This window comes from Aquiflexum lacus, assembly GCF_015476655.1.
GTDB classification, from domain to species: domain Bacteria; phylum Bacteroidota; class Bacteroidia; order Cytophagales; family Cyclobacteriaceae; genus Aquiflexum; species Aquiflexum lacus.
Genome location: NZ_JABFHF010000002.1, coordinates 247,105 through 264,148, shown reverse-complemented (window position 1 = coordinate 264,148; position 17,044 = coordinate 247,105). Strand labels below are relative to the sequence as shown.

Below are 17,044 nucleotides of genomic sequence, written 5' to 3'. Positions count from 1 at the left end.
CAACATCAATTATTCGGCAGATTTTTCTTCTTCATTGTTGTCATCAGCTTGATCAGCTGCCTCTTCTGCTTTTGCAGTAGGAGCGGTCTCAGCTACAGCACCTTCAGTTTTACCTGAACTTCTTCTGCTTCTTCGGGTTGTTTTCTTGGCTGGCTTGGCATCTTTCAACATCAATTCGTTGAAATCAACCAATTCAATGATACACATTTCAGCATTATCTCCCAAACGGAATCCGGTTTTGATAATCCTGGTGTATCCACCTGTTCTGTCTCCGACTTTAACTACTACTTCACCGAAAAGCTCTTTTATCCCTTCTTTGCTTTGAAGGTAGGAAAAGGCAATTCTTCTATTGTGGGTAATATCCTCTTTTGCTCTGGTAATCAGAGGCTCTACATATTTTCTTAGTTCCTTAGCCTTGGCAAGCGTAGTAGAAATACGCTTGTGAAGAATCAGGGAAGTAGCCATGTTAGAAAGCATTGCCTTCCTGTGGCTGGCAGTCCTGCCAAGGTGATTGAATTTCTTACCGTGTCTCATTTTAATTATTCTTCATCAAGTTTATACTTAGACAGATCCATCCCGAAGGTCAAACCTTTCTCTTGGATAAGTTGCTCAAGTTCAGCCAAAGATTTCTTTCCAAAATTCCTGAATTTCATCATGTCAGAAATTTCAAGTTTGGCAAGATCTCCGAGCGTTTTCACATCTGCTGCTTTTAGGCAATTGAAAGCACGAACAGAAAGGTCAAGATCACTCAAAGGAGTTTTCAATAACTTTCTCATGTGCAAAAATTCCTCATCAATAGGTTCCGGTTCTGAAATGCCAGTGGAATCAAGTACCATTGTCTGATCAGAGAACAGCATAAAGTGTTGAATAAGGATTTTCGCAGATTCCTGTAAAGCTTTTTCAGGGTGGATAGATCCATCTGTGGATACTTCCAAGATCAACTTTTCAAAATCTGTCTTTTGTTCAACCCTTGTATTTTCAACACTGTATTTCACATTCTTAATTGGAGTGAAAACAGCGTCAATTGGAATTACTCCAAATACTTGCTCTTTTGGTTTGGATTCTTCAGCGGGAAGGTATCCTCTTCCTTTTTCAACTGTCAATTCAATTTCAAAACCCTTTGAATCATCCAAGTGGCAAATTACCAACTCAGGATTCAAAACTTCGAAAGAAGAAGTGAACTTGGCGATATCTCCAGCAGTGAAAACAGATTGATTCTTTATTTCAACAGTGATTTTTCCGTCTATGGCATCATGGACTTTTTTAAATCTAACCTGCTTAAGATTAAGAATGATATCTGTCACATCTTCAACAACGCCCTCGACAGTGGAAAATTCATGTACTACACCTGGAAGCTTCACTGATGTGATGGCATAGCCTTCTAGAGAAGATAACAAAATCCTTCTCAAGGCATTACCTATGGTGACCCCATAGCCCTTTTCAAGTGGCTTGAAGGTGAACAAACCGTGAAAATCATCGGCTTTTTCCATCACCACTTTCTCGGGCATTTGAAATGCTAATATGGACATATCAATAGTTCTATTTAAGTCTGAAAGTTTATTATTTAGAGTAAAGTTCGACAATCAACTGTTCCTTGATATTCTCAGGAATATCATCTCTGGTTGGTATTGAAACGAACTTACCTACTAAAGAGGTATTATCCCACTCTAACCAAGGATAACGGTTGCTTTTGCCTGCCAAACTGTTAGTGATAGCTTCAAGAGATTTAGAACGTTCTCTAACTGCCACTACATCACCCGGCTTCAAAGTATATGAAGGTATATTTACCAACTCACCATTAACAAGAATATGTTTGTGAGAAACAAGTTGCCTTGCACCTCTTCTTGTTGGAGCTATTCCCAATCTGTACACTACATTGTCCAATCTGGACTCTAGTAACTGAAGGAGATTTTCTCCAGTGATACCTTGTTTTCTGGAAGCAATACCGAACATTTTAGCGAATTGTCTTTCCAATACACCATAGATGTATTTTGCTTTTTGCTTTTCAGCAAGCTGAATAGCATATTCGGATTGTTTTTTTCTTCTACCCCTTCCGTGTTGTCCTGGAGGGTAATTTTTTTTCTGGAGAGCTTTGCTGTATCCTTCGATAGGCTCACCGAATCTTCTGGCGATTTTTGCCTTTGGACCTGTATATCTTGCCATTCTATATCTTCTTTAAGAAATTAAACTCTTCTACGTTTTGGAGGACGGCATCCATTATGTGGAAGCGGAGTCACATCAACAATTGTAGTGACATCTAAACCTACATTTTGCAAAGTTCTGATAGCAGACTCACGTCCTGCACCAGGTCCTTTTACAAAAACCTCAATTTTTCTCAATCCCAAGTCATAAGCTACTTGACCACAATTTTGTGCGGCCATTTGTGCAGCGTAAGGAGTGTTTTTCTTTGATCCTCTGAATCCCATTTTACCGGCAGAAGCCCAAGAAATCACCTGACCCGAATTATTGGTAATAGAGATGATTATGTTGTTGAAAGAAGCTTTAATATGCGCTTGGCCTACTGCTTCAATTTTAACAACTCTCTTTTTACTCTTAGCTTTATCGTTTCTTTTCTGAGCCATAATCTAATTCAAGATTTTATTTAGTTGCTTTCTTCTTGTTAGCAACAGTTTTTCTCTTACCTTTTCTAGTTCTAGCGTTATTCTTGGTTTTTTGACCTCTAACAGGAAGACCTTTTCTGTGTCTCAAACCTCTATAACAACCGATATCCATCAATCTCTTGATATTCAACTGAATCTCTGACTTGAGAGCTCCTTCAGTACGGAACTCTTCAGTAATGATGGTTCTGATAGCGGTTGATTCATCATCATCCCACTCCCCGGCTTTCTTGTCATAAGAAATTCCCGCTTTTTCCAGGATCGCTCTGGCTGAACTCCTACCTATACCGAATATGTAGGTCAAGCCGATTTCACCACGTTTGTTGTCTGGTATGTCAACACCTGCAATTCTTGCCATAATGATTAACCTTGTCTTTGTTTAAACTTAGGATTCTTCTTGTTGATGACGTAAAGCTTTCCGTTTCTACGGATCACTTTGCAATCAACACTTCTTTTCTTAATTGATGCCTTTACTTTCATGTGTTTTAAATTTATAATAAACCGCCACATGTAATAATCTTTAGAAAAACCATTGATAAATCTCTGATTTTCTCAAAGTCCATTAAATGACATTTTATTTGTATCTGTAAACGATTCTACCTTTTGAAAGATCATAAGGTGACAACTCCAATTTGACTTTGTCCCCTGGAAGGATCTTTATGTAATTCATTCTCATTTTACCGGAAATGTGTGCAATCAACTGGTGACCGTTTTCCAATTCCACTTTAAACATTGCGTTGGACAATGCTTCTATTATTGTTCCATCTTGTTCAATAGATGTCTGTTTAGCCATATTTAGAATTTAAAATTTTCTTCTATGTACTGATGCGTAGTCAAGATTTCTGTTCTGTCCTCAAAGATAGCTACTGTATGTTCATAATGAGCAGATGCTTTCCTATCTGCAGTTCTGATTGTCCAACCATCTCTTTCCTGAACAATATTTCTTGTTCCCAAATTGATCATCGGTTCAATTGCAATCACCAATCCATCTTTCATTAAGGGACCACTACCCTTTTTTCCGTAATTTGGAACTTCAGGGGCTTCGTGTAAATTTTTACCAAGACCATGACCTACAAGTTCACGGACTACAGTATAACCTTTTGCTTCAACAAACTTTTGAATAGCAAAACCAATGTCACCTATCCTATTTCCAAATACGGCACTTTCAATGCCAAGATAAAGAGATGCTTTGGTTGTCTTAAGCAATGACAAAACTTGTGGGGAGACTTCACCGACAGGGTAAGTATAAGCGGAATCGCTATGAAAACCTTGGTGAAAGACTCCACAATCCACTGAGATTATATCGCCATCTTTCAAAACATAATTACTAGGAAAACCATGTACTATGACCTCATTTACTGAAATACACAGTGACGAAGGAAATCCATTGTAACCTTTAAATGAAGGTACACCACTGAAATCCCTGATGTATTCTTCTGCAACCTTATCCAGAAATGAGGTCTTTACCCCTTCTTTAACATATTTTGCTACTTCTCCGTGAGCTTTTCCTAATATCTGTGCACCTTCCTTGATTATTTGAACTTCCTCAGAAGTCTTATAATGAATCATATCGCGGCAGCGTAGTTAGAAGGATTATTTTTCATATTCCCACTTTTCATCATTCCTTCATAGTGTCTCATCAATAGATAACTTTCAATTTGTCTCAAGGTATCCATGATTACGCCAACCATGATCAATAAAGAAGTCCCACCATAAAACTGAGCAAATTCTCCACCAACACCCGCTATGATTGCAAATGCAGGAAGGATCGCAACTACTGCCAAGAGTATGGAGCCTGGAAGTGTAATTCTGGAAATGATATTGTCTATGAAATCTGAGGTAGGAGCACCGGGTTTGATTCCAGGAACAAATCCACCATTTCTTTTAAGATCTTCCGCAATCTGTTCAGGATTAACCGTAATAGCAGTATAAAAGAACGTAAATAAGATAATCATAAGTGCAAACACGAGATTGTATTGCCAAGATGTGAAATCACTGAATGTACTTCCTATGTAGTTCGCAATATCACTTTCTGATGACCATATCTGAGCAATTAAGGCAGGTAAGAACATCAAAGACTGTGCGAAGATAATAGGCATTACACCTGAAGCATTTACTTTAATTGGAATGTATTGTCTTTGTCCCCCGTACACTTTTCCTCCTACTACCTGCTTTGCATATTGAACAGGTATTCTTCTCGTCGCCTCTGTCAAGGCAACAACACAAAGCACTACCAAGAACAATAATCCTGCTTCTATCAAAAGCAACAACATTCCGGAAGTACCTTTGGACAGGACTTCAGCGATGATCGCACCTGGAAATCTTGAAATGATCCCGATCATGATCAGCATCGAAATACCATTACCAATACCTTTCTCTGTAATTTTTTCACCTAACCACATACAGAACATCGTTCCTGCTGAAAGCAAAACTAGGGAACTGAACATGAAAAGGGAAGTACTTACCATTACAGCACCTGTAGGCAATATGGTAGCAGTAATATAACCGACACCCTGAGCAACAGTAATCGCAATAGTCAGAACTCTAGTGATCTGATTTATTCTCTTTCTACCAGACTCACCTTCTTTTTGTAATTTCTGAAAATATGGTACACCAACAGTTAATAGCTGCAACACGATCGATGCAGATATATAAGGCATAATTCCCAAACCAAAGATAGAGGCATTACTGAACGCCCCTCCAAGGAAAGTATCAATCAAACCGAATATACCTTCTGGTGCTTCACTCAATTTTGAAGGATCTACACCAGGCAATACGATAAAAGAACCCAACCTAAATATTATCAGAAAACCGATAGTATTTAGAATACGGATTCTTAAATCTTCAATAGAAAAGATATTCTTAACTGTTGAGATAAACTTTTTCATTTAATTAGAGCTTGTTTACTGTTCCGCCAACTTTTTCGATTGCTTCAATAGCTGAAGCCGAGAATAAGTGTGCACTAACATTTAATTTGGCTGTAAGTTCGCCTCTACCCAACACTTTTACAACATCTTTCTTAGAAACTAATCCATGCTCTACCATTGCATCAAATGAAATGGTATCTAAATTGAATTCTGTCGCTAATGCTTGAATTGCATCCAAGTTGATGGGCTTACAAATTGTCTTGTTAAGGCTTTTAAAACCAAATTTCGGAACTCTTCTTTGTAGGGGCATTTGACCACCTTCAAAACCTAGTTTAGATTTATAACCGGACCTTGATTTAGCTCCTTTATGTCCTCTGGTAGAAGTACCACCTCTACCTGAACCTGTACCTCTACCGATTCTCTTTCTGGATTTTATGGAACCTTCTGCGGGTTTTAATGTATGTAATTTCATGATTAAACTTCCTCCACTTTTACAAGGTGACTCACTTTTCTAACCATACCAGCAATTGCAGGATTACTTTCAATCTCTACAGTTCTGTTGATTTTACCAAGACCTAGGGCAATAATAGTTGCCTTTTGGTCTTTTGGTCTTTTTATAGTACTCTTTACTTGAGTAATTTTAATTTTAGCCATCTTCTTAACCGTTAAAAACTTTTGACATTTTCACGCTTCTTTGTTGGGAAACGGCAATCGCATCTCTTAGTTGAACCAAGGCATCAATCGTTGCTTTTACAACGTTGTGTGGATTAGAAGATCCTTTGGATTTAGCCAAAACGTCCGTTACGCCGGCACTTTCCAAAACAGCACGCATCGCACCACCGGCAATTACTCCGGTACCTGCCGCAGCTGGCTTGATCAATACGAAACCACCGCCAAATTTTCCGAGTTGTTCGTGAGGAATAGTACCTTTCAAAACCGGAACTCTTACCAAATTTTTCTTCGCATCTTCGATACCTTTGGTAATTGCATCAGTAACTTCGTTCGCTTTTCCAAGGCCATAACCTACGACACCTTGTCCGTCACCTACTACAACTATTGCTGAGAAGGAGAATCTTCTACCACCTTTCACCACTTTGGCAACACGGTTGATAGCTACTACTTTCTCTTTTAATTCTGTATCTGTTGCCCTAATGGGTTTTCTTCTTATTTGAGACATAATCAATTAAAATTTAAGGCCTCCTTCTCTTGCACCATCGGCAAGAGCTTTAACATTACCATGATATAGGTATCCACTTCTGTCGAAAACAACTTCAGTAAATCCATTTGCGACTGCTTTCTCAGCAAGTTTTTTACCCACTTCTTTGGAAACAGAAATGGTTGTGTTACTAATAACACCGAGTTCTTTGGAAGAAGCCGTAGCCAAAGTATGACCTTTGAGATCATCCACTAATTGGGCATAAATACCAGTATTGCTTTTAAATACTGCCAAACGAGGTCTAGAATCAGTACCGGAGATTTTTCTACGGATACTTTTCTTGATTCTAAGTCTTCTTAAATTCTTGTTAAAAGCCATCTTAATTATTTTTTACCAGCAGTTTTACCAGCTTTACGTCTAACAATTTCACCGACAAAACGTACACCTTTACCTTTGTACGGTTCAACTTTACGCAAGCCCTTGATTTTAGCAGCTATTTGACCAACCAATTCCTTATCTATACCTTCCAACGTTACCAAAGGATTTTTACCTTTAGGTGTCTCAGTTTTGAGACTGATGGACTCGGGCAATGCAAAGAAAATATTGTGTGAATATCCTAGGGCCAGCTCAAGAACTTGACCCTGATTTGATGCTTTATAACCTACACCTACCAATTCCAATTCTTTTTTGTATCCTTCAGATACACCAATAACCATGTTATTGATCAAGGAACGATAAAGGCCGTGTAGTGATTTATGTCTCTTTGATTCTGTGGGTCTTTCGACAATAATATCATTACCGTCTACTTTCACAGCTATGTCGGGATTGATTTCCCGGCTTAGCGTACCTTTGGGACCTTTAACAGTGACAACATTATGTGCTGTCACGTCTACAGTAACACCCGAGGGTATATTTATTGGTTTTTTACCTATTCTAGACATAATAGTATATTAATAAACGTAACAAAGTACTTCTCCACCGACTCCTTCAGTTCTTGCTTCTTTATCGGTCATTACGCCTTTGGAAGTAGAAAGAATAGCGATACCCAAGCCATTGATGACTCTTGGGAGATCTTCGTGTTTTACATATTTTCTCAAACCTGGCTTACTAATTCTGCTCAGGCTAACGATGGCGTTCTGCTTGGTGGCGGGATTATATTTCAAAGCTATTTTGATAGTTCCCTGAGGACCTTCTTCTTCAAATTTATAGTTTTGGATATATCCTTTATCATGAAGCACCTTAGTCATTTCCCTCTTGATATTAGAAGCAGGTATCTCAACGATTCTATGAGTAGCCTTGATGGCATTTCTCAATCTTGTTAGATAATCAGCTATTGGATCAGTCATATTTATATAAGTCTAACTGCACTGTCCCGTAATGGGCGTGCAAAGTTACACAATGATTTTCAGAATTAAAACTCTTGCTTAAATTTTACCAGCTAGACTTGGTTACACCTGGGATCTTGCCCGCGGAGGCCATTTCTCGGAAGGTTACCCTATTGATACCAAACTTTCTCATGTAGCCCTTAGGTCGACCAGTAAGTTTGCATCTATTGTGCAATCTAACAGGAGATGAATTCTTAGGAAGTTTATCCAAAGCTTCGAAATCACCTGCAGCTTTCAATTCAGCTCTTTTCTTAGCATACTTTGCTACAAGGCGTTCTCTTTTTCTCTCACGAGCTTTTAATGACTCTCTTGCCATAATTATTCTTGGTTATTTTTATTAATGAAAGGCATACCTAAAGATTTTAAAAGCGCAAGGCTCTCTTCATCGGTTTCTGCGGAAGTCACAAATGTGATATCCATACCTGAGATTCTATTCACTTTTTCAATACTGATTTCAGGGAAGATAATCTGCTCGGTAACACCAAGTGTATAATTACCTCTTCCATCAAAACCTTTATCACTGATACCTTTAAAATCACGTACTCGAGGGAGTGCAACAGTCATTAATCTGTCAAGAAATTCATACATTATATCCCCTCTCAAAGTCACCTTTGCACCTATCGGCATACCTTCTCTCAACTTGAAGTTGGAAACTGAAGTTTTGGCAATAGTAGCGACAGCTTTCTGACCCGTAATCAATGAAAGTTCATCAACTCCTTGATCAACAAGCTTCTTGTCCGCAACTGCTGCTCCTATACCTCTATTGATAACAATCTTAGTCAACTTAGGAACTTGCATTACCGAACTATACTGGAATCTTTCCTTTAATGCAGGAACGATTTCGGCGTTATATCTATCTTTAACTCTAGGTTTAGCCATTGATTACCTCCCCTGTTTTTTTAGAATACCTAACTAATTTACCGTTCTCTCCAAGCTTTCTACCGATTCTTGTTGCTTCTCCGGTTTTTGGATCAACCAACATCAGGTTACTTACGTGAATAGAAGCTTCTTTCTTTTCAATTCCACCTTGTGGATTTGAGGCTGTAGGTTTAACATGTTTTGTTACCATGTTTAATCCTTCAACAATGGCCCTTCTTTTTTGAAGGTTAACAGAAAGGATTTTGCCAGTCTTGCCTTTGTCATTTCCCGAAATTACCTTAACGGTATCACCGGTCTTGATATGCAATTTTGGTTGTTTATTAAATTTTCTTTCCATGATTACAATACTTCTGGGGCCAAGGATACGATTTTCATAAACTGCTTTTCTCTCAACTCTCTTGCCACGGGACCGAAAATACGGGTACCTCTAGGCTCGTCGTTATTGTTTAAAAGTACCGCCGCATTATCTTCAAATCTGATATATGAACCGTCTTTTCTCCTTATTTCTTTTTTCGTTCTCACGATAACCGCCTTAGATACGGTACCTTTTTTCATGTTGCTGGAAGAAATAGCCGATTTAACAGTTACAACGACCTTGTCACCGATGGAAGCATACCTTTTTTTAGTACCTCCCAGAACACGGATGACCAGCACCTCTTTGGCGCCTGAATTGTCAGCCACACCTAGTCTTGATTCTTGTTGTATCATGATTACTTAGCCCTTTCTATAATTTCTACTAATCTCCAACGCTTATTCTTACTCAGCGGACGAGTTTCACTTATGCGGACGACATCGCCCTCATGAGCATCATTTTTCTCGTCATGAACCATAAATTTGGTAGTCTTAGCAACAAATTTGCCATAGATTGGATGTTTTACTCTCCTTTCGATAGCAACGGTAATGGATTTTTCCATTTTGTTGCTGACTACTTTTCCTATTCTTTCTTTACGAAGATTTCTCTCAGTAGTAGCCATCTTATTTCTTATTTAGCTAGTTGTTTTGCCCTCAAGGCTGTTTTCAATCTCGCGATGAAACGTCTTGATTCCTTTAATTTATTCGGATTCTCTATTGGAGAGATAGCATGAGCAAAGCGTAATTTTGTCAAATTAGCTTGTTCAGAGGCTATGCGCTCTGCGATTTCACTTTCTGAAAGTGCTCTGATTTCTGTATTTTTCATAGTTCTAATTATCCAACGTAATCTCTACGTACTACGAATCTTGTGCTTACCGGAAGTTTCTGCTGTGCAAGTCTCAAAGCTTCTTCAGCTGTTTCAAGGTTTACACCGGTTGCTTCAAATAGAATTGTTCCCGGCTTGATCACAGCAACCCAATATTCAGGTGCTCCTTTACCCTTACCCATACGAACCTCAGCAGGTTTTTTGGTAATAGGCTTATCAGGGAAAATTCTAATCCAAACCTGACCTTCTCTTTTCATTGCTCTCGTCATCGCAATACGTGCTGCTTCAATCTGACGGGAGGTTATCCATCCAGCTTCAAGGGATTTGATGCCAAAGTTGCCAAAGGAAAGCGTATGCCCCCTTTGAGCCAAACCTTTGACTCTTCCCTTATGCATTTTTCTATATTTAGTTCTCTTAGGCTGTAACATGATTTCTCACTTAAAGGTGAAGTTAGTTGTTTCTCTTTCTTCTCTTTGGACCACCTTCTCTTCTCTTTCCTCTTGCACCAGCATTGTTGGATTTTGGCTCATTGGCTGCACCTACGTTTGGAGATAAATCTCTTTTACCGTAAACTTCACCTTTGAAGATCCAAACTTTGATACCAATGATACCATAAATAGTATTTGCTTCGGAAACAGCATAGTCGATGTCAGCTCTCAAAGTATGCAGAGGAATTCTTCCTTCTTTATACATTTCTGACCTGGCCATTTCAGCACCACCCAATCTTCCTGAAAGTTTTACTTTGATACCTTCGGCACCAACCCTCATGGTAGCAGCAATGGATTGCTTCATAGCTCTCCTGAAAGAAATACGGGCTTGAAGTTGTTGTGCAATTGATTCTCCGACCAATTTTGCATCCATTTCTGGACGCTTAATTTCAAAAATGTTAATCTGAACATCTTTGCTGGTCAATTTTTTCAATTCTTCTTTCAACTTATCCACTTCAGCTCCTCCCTTACCAATTACTACACCCGGGCGGGCTGTATGTATAGTAAGGGTGATTCTTTTCAAAGTTCTTTCGATAATTACTTTGGATATTCCTCCTTTTGGAATCCTGGCATTGACGTATTTTCTGATCTGTTGATCTTCATACAACTTCTCAGCGAAGTCTTTGCCTCCGTACCAGTTGGAATCCCATCCTTTGATTACACCAAGCCTAAAACCAATTGGGTTTACTTTTTGTCCCATAGTCTGATTTTAATTAGATTTTTCTGTTGTTTCTACTTCATCAGCGGTAACTTCTGTGCTGTAAGAATCTACAACCAAGGTTACATGATTTGATCTTTTACGTATTCTGTGTGCTCTTCCCTGTGGAGCAGGTCTCAATCTTTTCAACATACGTCCGCCATCTACAAAGATGGTTTTCACAAAAAGATCAGCATCCTCTAATTTCTCATCAGGGTTTTTTGCCTGCCAGTTGGCCACAGCAGAAAGAAGAAGTTTTTCTAACTTAATAGCTCCGTGATTGGGAGTAAACTTCAAAATACTTAATGCTTGCCCTACTCTTTTACCTCTTACGAGGTCAGCTACCAATCGCATTTTGCGGGGAGAAGTAGGAACATTGTTTAATCTTGCTATTGCTTCCATGATTATCTCTTTCCTTTATCTTTTTTGGCAATATGACCTCTAAAGTTTCTAGTAGGTGCAAATTCTCCAAGCTTATGACCAACCATATTGTCTGTTACAAAAACAGGAATAAATTTGTTTCCGTTATGCACAGCAAAGGTATGTCCCACGAAATCCGGCGAAATCATTGATCTTCTTGACCAAGTCTTGATGACAGACTTCTTGCCTGATTCGTTCATAACATCCACTTTTTTGGCCAAATGGTGTTCTATATAAGGGCCTTTTTTTAATGAACGTGCCATAATTATTTAGATCTTTTACTAATGATGAATTTGTTCGAATACTTCTTGGAAGATCTGGTTTTCTTACCTTTTGCAAGCAATCCATTTCTAGACCTTGGATGTCCACCAGAAGAACGTCCTTCACCACCACCCATTGGGTGATCGACAGGGTTCATGGCTACACCTCTTGTTCTCGGTCTTCTACCTAACCAACGCTTTCTACCAGCTTTTCCCAATACCACATTCATGTGATCACCATTAGAAACAGTCCCCACAGTAGCAATACAAGTTCCAAGTACCAATCTCATTTCCCCTGAAGGCAACTTGATGGTAACATATTTTCCTTCTCTTGCTACTACTTGTCCGTATCCACCGGCACTTCTAGCTAAAGCTCCGCCTTTACCAGGCTTAAGTTCAATGTTGTGCACGATTGTACCAAGTGGTACATTGATCAAATGCATCGCATTTCCAACTTCAGGAGCAACGCTCTCCCCGGAAATCACCGTTTGCCCGACTTGCAAACCTTCCGCGGCAATAATGTAGGTTTTTGCACCATCCGCATAGAATAACAAAGCTATGCGGGCAGTTCTGTTTGGATCGTATTCAATAGTTTTCACTACTGCCGGAACGCCAAACTTGTCTCTCTTAAAATCAATGACTCTAAGTCTTCTCTTGTGACCTCCACCGATATATCGGTTGGTCATTTTACCTGCACTATTTCTACCACCTGTTTTCTTTAACGGAGCCAATAGAGACTTCTCTGGTTTTGATGCTGTAAGTTCATCAAACGCCGGAGCTACTCTGAATCTGGTTCCTGGGGTTACAGGTTTTAATTTTTTAACTGCCATGATTATGATTCAATTAAATTTCTCCGTAAAAATCAATAATTTCTCCTTCAGCTACTTTTACAATTGCTTTTTTGTAAGCGTTGCTAAATCCGGAAACGATTTTAGTCTTGGTGTATCTTGTTTTTGGTTTACCTGCGTATCTCATCGTACGCACATCTTCAACCTTTACGCCATACACTTTCTCTATAGCTCTTTTGATTTCTGGCTTCGTAGCAGTTTTTTCCACTACAAATCCATAAACCCCTTGCTCATTCATCGCAGAGATTTTTTCCGTAATCAAAGGTTTCTTAAGTATCTGCATCTTATTGTTTCAATAAAAGGGTTTCTAACTTACTTACTGAACCTTCGCACAAAACCAGGTTTTCAGCGTCCAATACATCATAGGTATTCACACTGTCAACTGTAGTTACTTTTGTCTTGGGCAAATTTCTGCTTGATAAATAAACATTCTTATTTACCTCCGGAAGAACCAATAAGGTCTTCTTACCTGATAGAGAAAGTCCATTCAGCAATGCGATGTAGTTTTTAGTCTTTGGGCTATCAAATGACAAGTTTTCCAAAATCATCAAACCGTTATCCTTCACTTTATATGATAAAGCAGATTTTCTAGCCAATTGCTTCAATTTCTTGTTCAATTTGAAAGAATAATCTCTGGGTCTTGGACCAAATACTCTACCTCCTCCTCTGAAAACCGGGGATTTGATAGAGCCAGCTCTAGCACCACCGGTACCCTTTTGCTTTTTAATCTTTTTGGTAGATCCAGCAATTTCATTTCTTTCCTTGGATTTGTGAGTTCCCTGTCTTTGGTTAGCCAAATACTGCTTTACGTCAAGATAGATCGCATGATCATTTGGTTCGATCGCGAAAATGTCGTCTGAAAGACTGACTGTTCTACCTGTCTCTTCACCGTTATGTTTAAATACTGCTAATTCCATTTTCCTACTTCTCTATAATGACGAAAGAATTTTTTGGACCAGGGACTGAACCACTTACCACTAACAGGTTCTTTTCAGGGTAGATTTTGAGCACCCGAAGATTGACAATCTTCACTCTGTCTCCACCCATTCTACCTGCCATTCTCATACCTTTAAATACTCTGGAAGGCCAGGAACAGGCACCAATTGATCCAGGGTGTCTCTGTCTGTTGTGCTGACCGTGGGTTTGACCACCAACACCTCCAAAGCCATGTCTTTTGACAACGCCTTGGAATCCTTTACCTTTTGAGGTTCCGATGGCATCCACGAAGTCTCCTTCGATAAATACTTGACCGGCTTCTACGGTTTTACCAAGATCAACTTGGCCTTCGAATTCGACCCTAAAGTCTCTGAATTCAACAACTTTCTGTTTTGGCGTCGTACCGGCCTTTTTAAAGTGACCGATCAATGGCTTGGGAGTGTTTTTCTCCTTCCGCTCACCGAATGCCAACTGCACAGCGTTGTACCCGTCTGTTTCTACATTTTTTACTTGCGTCACTACGCAAGGACCAGCTTCTATTAACGTGCATGCGACATTTCGCCCATCGGCACTGAAAATACTAGTCATTCCAACTTTTTTACCTATTATTCCAGACATCTTCTGTTGTATAATAACTTTATCACTCAAGCAATTAAGTGCTTGGGCGGATTTTAAGGACTGCAAAGTTAGGAATTTATACCCAGCATACAAATCCCAACTTTAATATTTTCAATTAATTACAAAAATATATTTGGCAATCAGGCAACATTTAAGGCAATAGCACTCAAATATATTTTTAAGTCAATTGAAGGCAAAAGAAAAACCCGTCGGCCGGGGCGGACAGGTTTTTCAAATTCTATATAATTTGGACGTCAGACTTTGATTTCTACATCTACTCCACTAGGAAGTTCGATCTTCATCAATGCATCAACAGTCTTGGAACTATTGCTGTAGATATCTACCAATCTTTTGTAAGTGCAAAGCTGATATTGATCTCTGGCTTTCTTATTTACGTGTGGTGATTTCAACACAGTAAATTTCTCCTTCTTAGTAGGCAAAGGGATTGGCCCAACCACAATAGCTCCGGTTGCTTTTACCGCTTTCACAATCTTCTCTGATGACTTATCCACCAGGCTATGATCGTATGATTTTAGTTTTATTCTGATTTTCTGATTCATTTCAATTAGAATTTAGGCCTTTTCACCTTTAACTTTAGCAATCACAGTTTCTGCAATATTGTTTGGCACAGGCTCATAATGTGAGAAAGTCAAGGATGCAGAAGCTCTTCCTGAGGAATTGGTTCTTAAGTCAGTCACATAGCCAAACAATTCTGACAACGGTACTGCTGCTTTGATGACGGATGAAGTACCTTTGGTATCCATTCCCTTCATCACTCCTCTTCTTCTGTTCAAGTCTCCTGTGATCGGTCCAGTATACTCATCAGGAGTCACAACTTCCACAGACATGATAGGCTCCAAAAGTTGTGGCCTACATTTCTTGGCAGCTTCTTTGAAACCGATCCTTGCAGCCAATTCAAAAGACAAAGCATCTGAATCGACATCGTGGAATGATCCGTGGAACAACCTTACTTTCATGGCTTCAACAGGATATCCTGCCAATGGGCCATTTTTCATAGCTTCATTAAAACCTTTCTGGATGGCAGGAATGAATTCCCTTGGAATCACACCACCAACTATACCATTGACAAAGTCAAGGCCTGCTTTGATCTCGTTTGTCTCAGGATCAGGATCCTTAGGTCCAAGTTCGAATACGATATCTGCAAATTTACCTTTACCACCGGTTTGCTTTTTGTAAACTTCTTTGTGTTCAACTGAACCAAACAAAGCTTCTTTATAAGCAACCTGAGGAGCACCTTGATTGATTTCAACTTTGAATTCTCTTTTCAGACGGTCAATGATGATTTCAAGGTGAAGTTCACCCATACCTCTTAAGATGGTCTGACCTGTTTCCTGATCAGTGTGCACTTGTAGTGTAGGATCTTCTTCAACCAATTTAGAAATTGCCATTCCCAATTTATCAACATCTGCCTGTTTTTTGGGCTCAATTGCATATCCGATAACCGGCTCAGGGAATACCATTGATTCTAATACAACCTTTCTTTTCTCATCACAAAGTGTATCTCCAGTCTTGATGTCTTTGAAACCAACCACAGCACCAATATCTCCCGCTACCAATCTTTCGATTTGGTTTTGTTTGTTGGCGTGCATTTGAAACACCCTGGAAATTCGCTCTTTGTTACCAGATCGGCTATTGAATACATAAGAACCTGAATCAAGAATACCTGAATAAGCTCTTACAAAACAAAGACGACCTACGAATGGGTCAGTAGCAATTTTAAAGGCCAAACCAGCAAATGGTTCTGTTTCATCAGGCTTGATGGCTACCTCTTCTTCTGAATCCAATCCAGTAGCGATGATATCATCTTTGTCCAATGGAGAAGGAAGCAATTCCATCACCAAATCCAACATGGTCTGAACACCTTTGTTTTTGAAAGAAGAACCACACACCATTGGTACGATTTTCATATCGATGGTCGCCGCTCTCAAGGCTTTCAAAATTTCAGCTTCTGTAATAGAGTCTGGATCATCAAAGAATTTCTCCATCAATGACTCATCGTAATCAGCTACAGCCTCCAACAAATGCTCTCTATATTCAGCAACTTCTTCCAGCATATCTTCAGGAATAGGAACTTCTTGGAATGTCATTCCAAAATCTTCTTCATTCCAAACGATAGCCCTGTTGTTGATCAAATCAACCACACCTCTGAATTTATCTTCAGCACCAATCGGAAGTTGCAATGGAACAGCGTAGCTGCCCAGCATTTCTTTTACTTGTTTACAAACTTCAAGGAAATTCGCTCCGGCACGGTCCATTTTGTTAACGAATCCGATACGGGCAACTTTATAATTATCAGCCAAACGCCAGTTGGTTTCAGACTGTGGCTCAACACCGTCCACAGCACTAAAAAGAAAAACCAACCCATCAAGAACCCTCAAAGACCTGTTTACCTCAACGGTAAAATCCACGTGTCCCGGAGTATCAATGATGTTGATCTGGTATTTTTGCTCTCTATAATTCCAGAATACAGTAGTAGCAGCAGATGTAATGGTAATACCTCTTTCCTGCTCTTGCGCCATCCAGTCCATAGTAGCTGCACCATCGTGCACCTCACCTATTTTGTGGCTAACTCCTGAATAAAAAAGAATACGCTCTGTTGTTGTTGTTTTACCTGCATCAATGTGTGCAGCAATACCGATGTTTCTGGTATATTTTAAATCTCTTGCCATTATCA

General features: G+C 39.3%; 31 protein-coding genes. All 31 read right to left on the bottom strand.

From position 1 onward, the window contains the following. Positions 1–9 precede the first annotated feature (9 nt). Positions 10–534: a 50S ribosomal protein L17 gene (gene rplQ / locus HMJ38_RS03290; RefSeq protein ID WP_194972940.1), complete on the bottom strand. Its 525-nt coding sequence runs from the start codon at positions 532–534 to the stop codon at positions 10–12. Positions 535–539: 5 nt separating this feature from the next. Continuing rightward, positions 540–1,529 carry a DNA-directed RNA polymerase subunit alpha gene (locus HMJ38_RS03285; protein WP_194972939.1) on the bottom strand — a complete coding sequence of 330 codons (990 nt, stop codon included), beginning with the start codon at positions 1,527–1,529 and terminating at the stop codon, positions 540–542. A gap of 31 nt (positions 1,530–1,560) precedes the next feature. Next, positions 1,561–2,163, bottom strand: a complete 603-nt coding sequence (gene rpsD, locus HMJ38_RS03280) for a 30S ribosomal protein S4 (RefSeq protein WP_194972938.1) — start codon at positions 2,161–2,163, stop codon at positions 1,561–1,563. Between the two features lie 20 nt (positions 2,164–2,183). Further along, positions 2,184–2,582 carry a 30S ribosomal protein S11 gene (gene rpsK, locus HMJ38_RS03275; protein WP_194972937.1) on the bottom strand — a complete coding sequence of 133 codons (399 nt, stop codon included), beginning with the start codon at positions 2,580–2,582 and terminating at the stop codon, positions 2,184–2,186. Positions 2,583–2,598: 16 nt separating this feature from the next. Next, positions 2,599–2,976, bottom strand: a complete 378-nt coding sequence (gene rpsM, locus HMJ38_RS03270) for a 30S ribosomal protein S13 (RefSeq protein ID WP_084118501.1) — start codon at positions 2,974–2,976, stop codon at positions 2,599–2,601. 5 nt (positions 2,977–2,981) lie between these two features. Beyond that, positions 2,982–3,098 carry a 50S ribosomal protein L36 gene (gene rpmJ, locus HMJ38_RS03265; protein ID WP_014772314.1) on the bottom strand — a complete coding sequence of 39 codons (117 nt, stop codon included), beginning with the start codon at positions 3,096–3,098 and terminating at the stop codon, positions 2,982–2,984. A 94-nt stretch (positions 3,099–3,192) separates the two neighbouring features. Then, complete coding sequence (gene infA, locus HMJ38_RS03260; RefSeq protein WP_040480068.1) at positions 3,193–3,411, bottom strand: translation initiation factor IF-1; 219 nt, start codon at positions 3,409–3,411, stop codon at positions 3,193–3,195. Positions 3,412–3,413: 2 nt separating this feature from the next. Next, positions 3,414–4,187 (bottom strand): type I methionyl aminopeptidase, encoded by a 774-nt coding sequence (gene map / locus HMJ38_RS03255; RefSeq protein ID WP_194972936.1) that lies wholly within the window; start codon positions 4,185–4,187, stop codon positions 3,414–3,416. Continuing rightward, positions 4,184–5,506, bottom strand: coding sequence for a preprotein translocase subunit SecY (gene secY / locus HMJ38_RS03250; protein ID WP_194972935.1), 1,323 nt, complete (start codon positions 5,504–5,506; stop codon positions 4,184–4,186). Before secY ends, map begins: the two co-directional genes overlap by 4 nt. A 4-nt stretch (positions 5,507–5,510) precedes the next feature. Next, a complete protein-coding gene (rplO, locus tag HMJ38_RS03245) occupies positions 5,511–5,957 on the bottom strand; it encodes a 50S ribosomal protein L15 (protein ID WP_194972934.1) in 447 nt (148 codons plus the stop codon). A 2-nt stretch (positions 5,958–5,959) separates the two neighbouring features. Continuing rightward, the gene (gene rpmD, locus HMJ38_RS03240; RefSeq protein WP_194972933.1) at positions 5,960–6,139 is read right to left on the bottom strand and encodes a 50S ribosomal protein L30; all 180 of its coding nucleotides are present in this window, start codon (positions 6,137–6,139) and stop codon (positions 5,960–5,962) included. A gap of 4 nt (positions 6,140–6,143) precedes the next feature. Further along, on the bottom strand, positions 6,144–6,662 hold the full coding sequence (gene rpsE / locus HMJ38_RS03235) for a 30S ribosomal protein S5 (RefSeq protein WP_194972932.1): 519 nt from the start codon (positions 6,660–6,662) through the stop codon (positions 6,144–6,146). A 6-nt stretch (positions 6,663–6,668) separates the two neighbouring features. Then, positions 6,669–7,019 carry a 50S ribosomal protein L18 gene (rplR, locus tag HMJ38_RS03230; protein ID WP_194972931.1) on the bottom strand — a complete coding sequence of 117 codons (351 nt, stop codon included), beginning with the start codon at positions 7,017–7,019 and terminating at the stop codon, positions 6,669–6,671. Between the two features lie 5 nt (positions 7,020–7,024). Then, complete coding sequence (rplF, locus tag HMJ38_RS03225; protein WP_194972930.1) at positions 7,025–7,582, bottom strand: 50S ribosomal protein L6; 558 nt, start codon at positions 7,580–7,582, stop codon at positions 7,025–7,027. Positions 7,583–7,591: 9 nt separating this feature from the next. Further along, positions 7,592–7,987, bottom strand: a complete 396-nt coding sequence (gene rpsH, locus HMJ38_RS03220) for a 30S ribosomal protein S8 (RefSeq protein ID WP_194972929.1) — start codon at positions 7,985–7,987, stop codon at positions 7,592–7,594. 85 nt (positions 7,988–8,072) lie between these two features. Further along, positions 8,073–8,342: a 30S ribosomal protein S14 gene (rpsN, locus tag HMJ38_RS03215; protein ID WP_009183368.1), complete on the bottom strand. Its 270-nt coding sequence runs from the start codon at positions 8,340–8,342 to the stop codon at positions 8,073–8,075. A 2-nt stretch (positions 8,343–8,344) separates the two neighbouring features. Then, positions 8,345–8,905, bottom strand: a complete 561-nt coding sequence (gene rplE, locus HMJ38_RS03210; protein ID WP_194972928.1) for a 50S ribosomal protein L5 — start codon at positions 8,903–8,905, stop codon at positions 8,345–8,347. Continuing rightward, positions 8,898–9,242: a 50S ribosomal protein L24 gene (rplX, locus tag HMJ38_RS03205; protein ID WP_228779847.1), complete on the bottom strand. Its 345-nt coding sequence runs from the start codon at positions 9,240–9,242 to the stop codon at positions 8,898–8,900. Before rplX ends, rplE begins: the two co-directional genes overlap by 8 nt. A gap of 2 nt (positions 9,243–9,244) precedes the next feature. After that, positions 9,245–9,613 (bottom strand): 50S ribosomal protein L14, encoded by a 369-nt coding sequence (rplN, locus tag HMJ38_RS03200; protein ID WP_084118513.1) that lies wholly within the window; start codon positions 9,611–9,613, stop codon positions 9,245–9,247. A gap of 2 nt (positions 9,614–9,615) precedes the next feature. Then, complete coding sequence (gene rpsQ / locus HMJ38_RS03195; RefSeq protein ID WP_194972927.1) at positions 9,616–9,879, bottom strand: 30S ribosomal protein S17; 264 nt, start codon at positions 9,877–9,879, stop codon at positions 9,616–9,618. An 8-nt stretch (positions 9,880–9,887) separates the two neighbouring features. Then, positions 9,888–10,082, bottom strand: a complete 195-nt coding sequence (gene rpmC / locus HMJ38_RS03190; RefSeq protein WP_194972926.1) for a 50S ribosomal protein L29 — start codon at positions 10,080–10,082, stop codon at positions 9,888–9,890. 8 nt (positions 10,083–10,090) lie between these two features. Then, entirely contained in the window at positions 10,091–10,510 is a 420-nt protein-coding gene (rplP, locus tag HMJ38_RS03185) for a 50S ribosomal protein L16 (RefSeq protein ID WP_194972925.1), read from the bottom strand. Positions 10,511–10,532: 22 nt separating this feature from the next. Beyond that, positions 10,533–11,270 (bottom strand): 30S ribosomal protein S3, encoded by a 738-nt coding sequence (rpsC, locus tag HMJ38_RS03180; protein ID WP_194972924.1) that lies wholly within the window; start codon positions 11,268–11,270, stop codon positions 10,533–10,535. 9 nt (positions 11,271–11,279) lie between these two features. Beyond that, positions 11,280–11,669, bottom strand: a complete 390-nt coding sequence (gene rplV, locus HMJ38_RS03175) for a 50S ribosomal protein L22 (RefSeq protein ID WP_194972923.1) — start codon at positions 11,667–11,669, stop codon at positions 11,280–11,282. A 2-nt stretch (positions 11,670–11,671) separates the two neighbouring features. After that, a complete protein-coding gene (gene rpsS, locus HMJ38_RS03170; protein ID WP_009034213.1) occupies positions 11,672–11,950 on the bottom strand; it encodes a 30S ribosomal protein S19 in 279 nt (92 codons plus the stop codon). Between the two features lie 2 nt (positions 11,951–11,952). Beyond that, positions 11,953–12,777, bottom strand: coding sequence for a 50S ribosomal protein L2 (gene rplB, locus HMJ38_RS03165; protein ID WP_194972922.1), 825 nt, complete (start codon positions 12,775–12,777; stop codon positions 11,953–11,955). A gap of 13 nt (positions 12,778–12,790) precedes the next feature. Continuing rightward, a complete protein-coding gene (gene rplW / locus HMJ38_RS03160) occupies positions 12,791–13,078 on the bottom strand; it encodes a 50S ribosomal protein L23 (protein ID WP_194972921.1) in 288 nt (95 codons plus the stop codon). A gap of 1 nt (position 13,079) precedes the next feature. Continuing rightward, positions 13,080–13,712: a 50S ribosomal protein L4 gene (gene rplD, locus HMJ38_RS03155; RefSeq protein WP_194972920.1), complete on the bottom strand. Its 633-nt coding sequence runs from the start codon at positions 13,710–13,712 to the stop codon at positions 13,080–13,082. Between the two features lie 4 nt (positions 13,713–13,716). Beyond that, positions 13,717–14,349 carry a 50S ribosomal protein L3 gene (gene rplC / locus HMJ38_RS03150; protein WP_194972919.1) on the bottom strand — a complete coding sequence of 211 codons (633 nt, stop codon included), beginning with the start codon at positions 14,347–14,349 and terminating at the stop codon, positions 13,717–13,719. 254 nt (positions 14,350–14,603) lie between these two features. Then, entirely contained in the window at positions 14,604–14,909 is a 306-nt protein-coding gene (gene rpsJ / locus HMJ38_RS03145; protein ID WP_009183381.1) for a 30S ribosomal protein S10, read from the bottom strand. A gap of 12 nt (positions 14,910–14,921) precedes the next feature. Next, positions 14,922–17,039, bottom strand: a complete 2,118-nt coding sequence (fusA, locus tag HMJ38_RS03140; RefSeq protein ID WP_194972918.1) for an elongation factor G — start codon at positions 17,037–17,039, stop codon at positions 14,922–14,924. Between the last annotated feature and the right edge of the window lie 5 nt (positions 17,040–17,044).

What these genes read in the sequence shown, in the direction of transcription:
- rplQ (WP_194972940.1), bottom strand. Translation starts at nt 534, where the DNA reads ATGAGACACGGTAAGAAATTCAATCACCTTGGCAGGACTGCCAGCCAC.
- HMJ38_RS03285 (WP_194972939.1), bottom strand. Translation starts at nt 1,529, where the DNA reads ATGTCCATATTAGCATTTCAAATGCCCGAGAAAGTGGTGATGGAAAAA.
- rpsD (WP_194972938.1), bottom strand. Translation starts at nt 2,163, where the DNA reads ATGGCAAGATATACAGGTCCAAAGGCAAAAATCGCCAGAAGATTCGGT.
- rpsK (WP_194972937.1), bottom strand. Translation starts at nt 2,582, where the DNA reads ATGGCTCAGAAAAGAAACGATAAAGCTAAGAGTAAAAAGAGAGTTGTT.
- rpsM (WP_084118501.1), bottom strand. Translation starts at nt 2,976, where the DNA reads ATGGCAAGAATTGCAGGTGTTGACATACCAGACAACAAACGTGGTGAA.
- rpmJ (WP_014772314.1), bottom strand. Translation starts at nt 3,098, where the DNA reads ATGAAAGTAAAGGCATCAATTAAGAAAAGAAGTGTTGATTGCAAAGTG.
- infA (WP_040480068.1), bottom strand. Translation starts at nt 3,411, where the DNA reads ATGGCTAAACAGACATCTATTGAACAAGATGGAACAATAATAGAAGCA.
- map (WP_194972936.1), bottom strand. Translation starts at nt 4,187, where the DNA reads ATGATTCATTATAAGACTTCTGAGGAAGTTCAAATAATCAAGGAAGGT.
- secY (WP_194972935.1), bottom strand. Translation starts at nt 5,506, where the DNA reads ATGAAAAAGTTTATCTCAACAGTTAAGAATATCTTTTCTATTGAAGAT.
- rplO (WP_194972934.1), bottom strand. Translation starts at nt 5,957, where the DNA reads ATGAAATTACATACATTAAAACCCGCAGAAGGTTCCATAAAATCCAGA.
- rpmD (WP_194972933.1), bottom strand. Translation starts at nt 6,139, where the DNA reads ATGGCTAAAATTAAAATTACTCAAGTAAAGAGTACTATAAAAAGACCA.
- rpsE (WP_194972932.1), bottom strand. Translation starts at nt 6,662, where the DNA reads ATGTCTCAAATAAGAAGAAAACCCATTAGGGCAACAGATACAGAATTA.
- rplR (WP_194972931.1), bottom strand. Translation starts at nt 7,019, where the DNA reads ATGGCTTTTAACAAGAATTTAAGAAGACTTAGAATCAAGAAAAGTATC.
- rplF (WP_194972930.1), bottom strand. Translation starts at nt 7,582, where the DNA reads ATGTCTAGAATAGGTAAAAAACCAATAAATATACCCTCGGGTGTTACT.
- rpsH (WP_194972929.1), bottom strand. Translation starts at nt 7,987, where the DNA reads ATGACTGATCCAATAGCTGATTATCTAACAAGATTGAGAAATGCCATC.
- rpsN (WP_009183368.1), bottom strand. Translation starts at nt 8,342, where the DNA reads ATGGCAAGAGAGTCATTAAAAGCTCGTGAGAGAAAAAGAGAACGCCTT.
- rplE (WP_194972928.1), bottom strand. Translation starts at nt 8,905, where the DNA reads ATGGCTAAACCTAGAGTTAAAGATAGATATAACGCCGAAATCGTTCCT.
- rplX (WP_228779847.1), bottom strand. Translation starts at nt 9,242, where the DNA reads ATGGAAAGAAAATTTAATAAACAACCAAAATTGCATATCAAGACCGGT.
- rplN (WP_084118513.1), bottom strand. Translation starts at nt 9,613, where the DNA reads ATGATACAACAAGAATCAAGACTAGGTGTGGCTGACAATTCAGGCGCC.
- rpsQ (WP_194972927.1), bottom strand. Translation starts at nt 9,879, where the DNA reads ATGGCTACTACTGAGAGAAATCTTCGTAAAGAAAGAATAGGAAAAGTA.
- rpmC (WP_194972926.1), bottom strand. Translation starts at nt 10,082, where the DNA reads ATGAAAAATACAGAAATCAGAGCACTTTCAGAAAGTGAAATCGCAGAG.
- rplP (WP_194972925.1), bottom strand. Translation starts at nt 10,510, where the DNA reads ATGTTACAGCCTAAGAGAACTAAATATAGAAAAATGCATAAGGGAAGA.
- rpsC (WP_194972924.1), bottom strand. Translation starts at nt 11,270, where the DNA reads ATGGGACAAAAAGTAAACCCAATTGGTTTTAGGCTTGGTGTAATCAAA.
- rplV (WP_194972923.1), bottom strand. Translation starts at nt 11,669, where the DNA reads ATGGAAGCAATAGCAAGATTAAACAATGTTCCTACTTCTCCCCGCAAA.
- rpsS (WP_009034213.1), bottom strand. Translation starts at nt 11,950, where the DNA reads ATGGCACGTTCATTAAAAAAAGGCCCTTATATAGAACACCATTTGGCC.
- rplB (WP_194972922.1), bottom strand. Translation starts at nt 12,777, where the DNA reads ATGGCAGTTAAAAAATTAAAACCTGTAACCCCAGGAACCAGATTCAGA.
- rplW (WP_194972921.1), bottom strand. Translation starts at nt 13,078, where the DNA reads ATGCAGATACTTAAGAAACCTTTGATTACGGAAAAAATCTCTGCGATG.
- rplD (WP_194972920.1), bottom strand. Translation starts at nt 13,712, where the DNA reads ATGGAATTAGCAGTATTTAAACATAACGGTGAAGAGACAGGTAGAACA.
- rplC (WP_194972919.1), bottom strand. Translation starts at nt 14,349, where the DNA reads ATGTCTGGAATAATAGGTAAAAAAGTTGGAATGACTAGTATTTTCAGT.
- rpsJ (WP_009183381.1), bottom strand. Translation starts at nt 14,909, where the DNA reads ATGAATCAGAAAATCAGAATAAAACTAAAATCATACGATCATAGCCTG.
- fusA (WP_194972918.1), bottom strand. Translation starts at nt 17,039, where the DNA reads ATGGCAAGAGATTTAAAATATACCAGAAACATCGGTATTGCTGCACAC.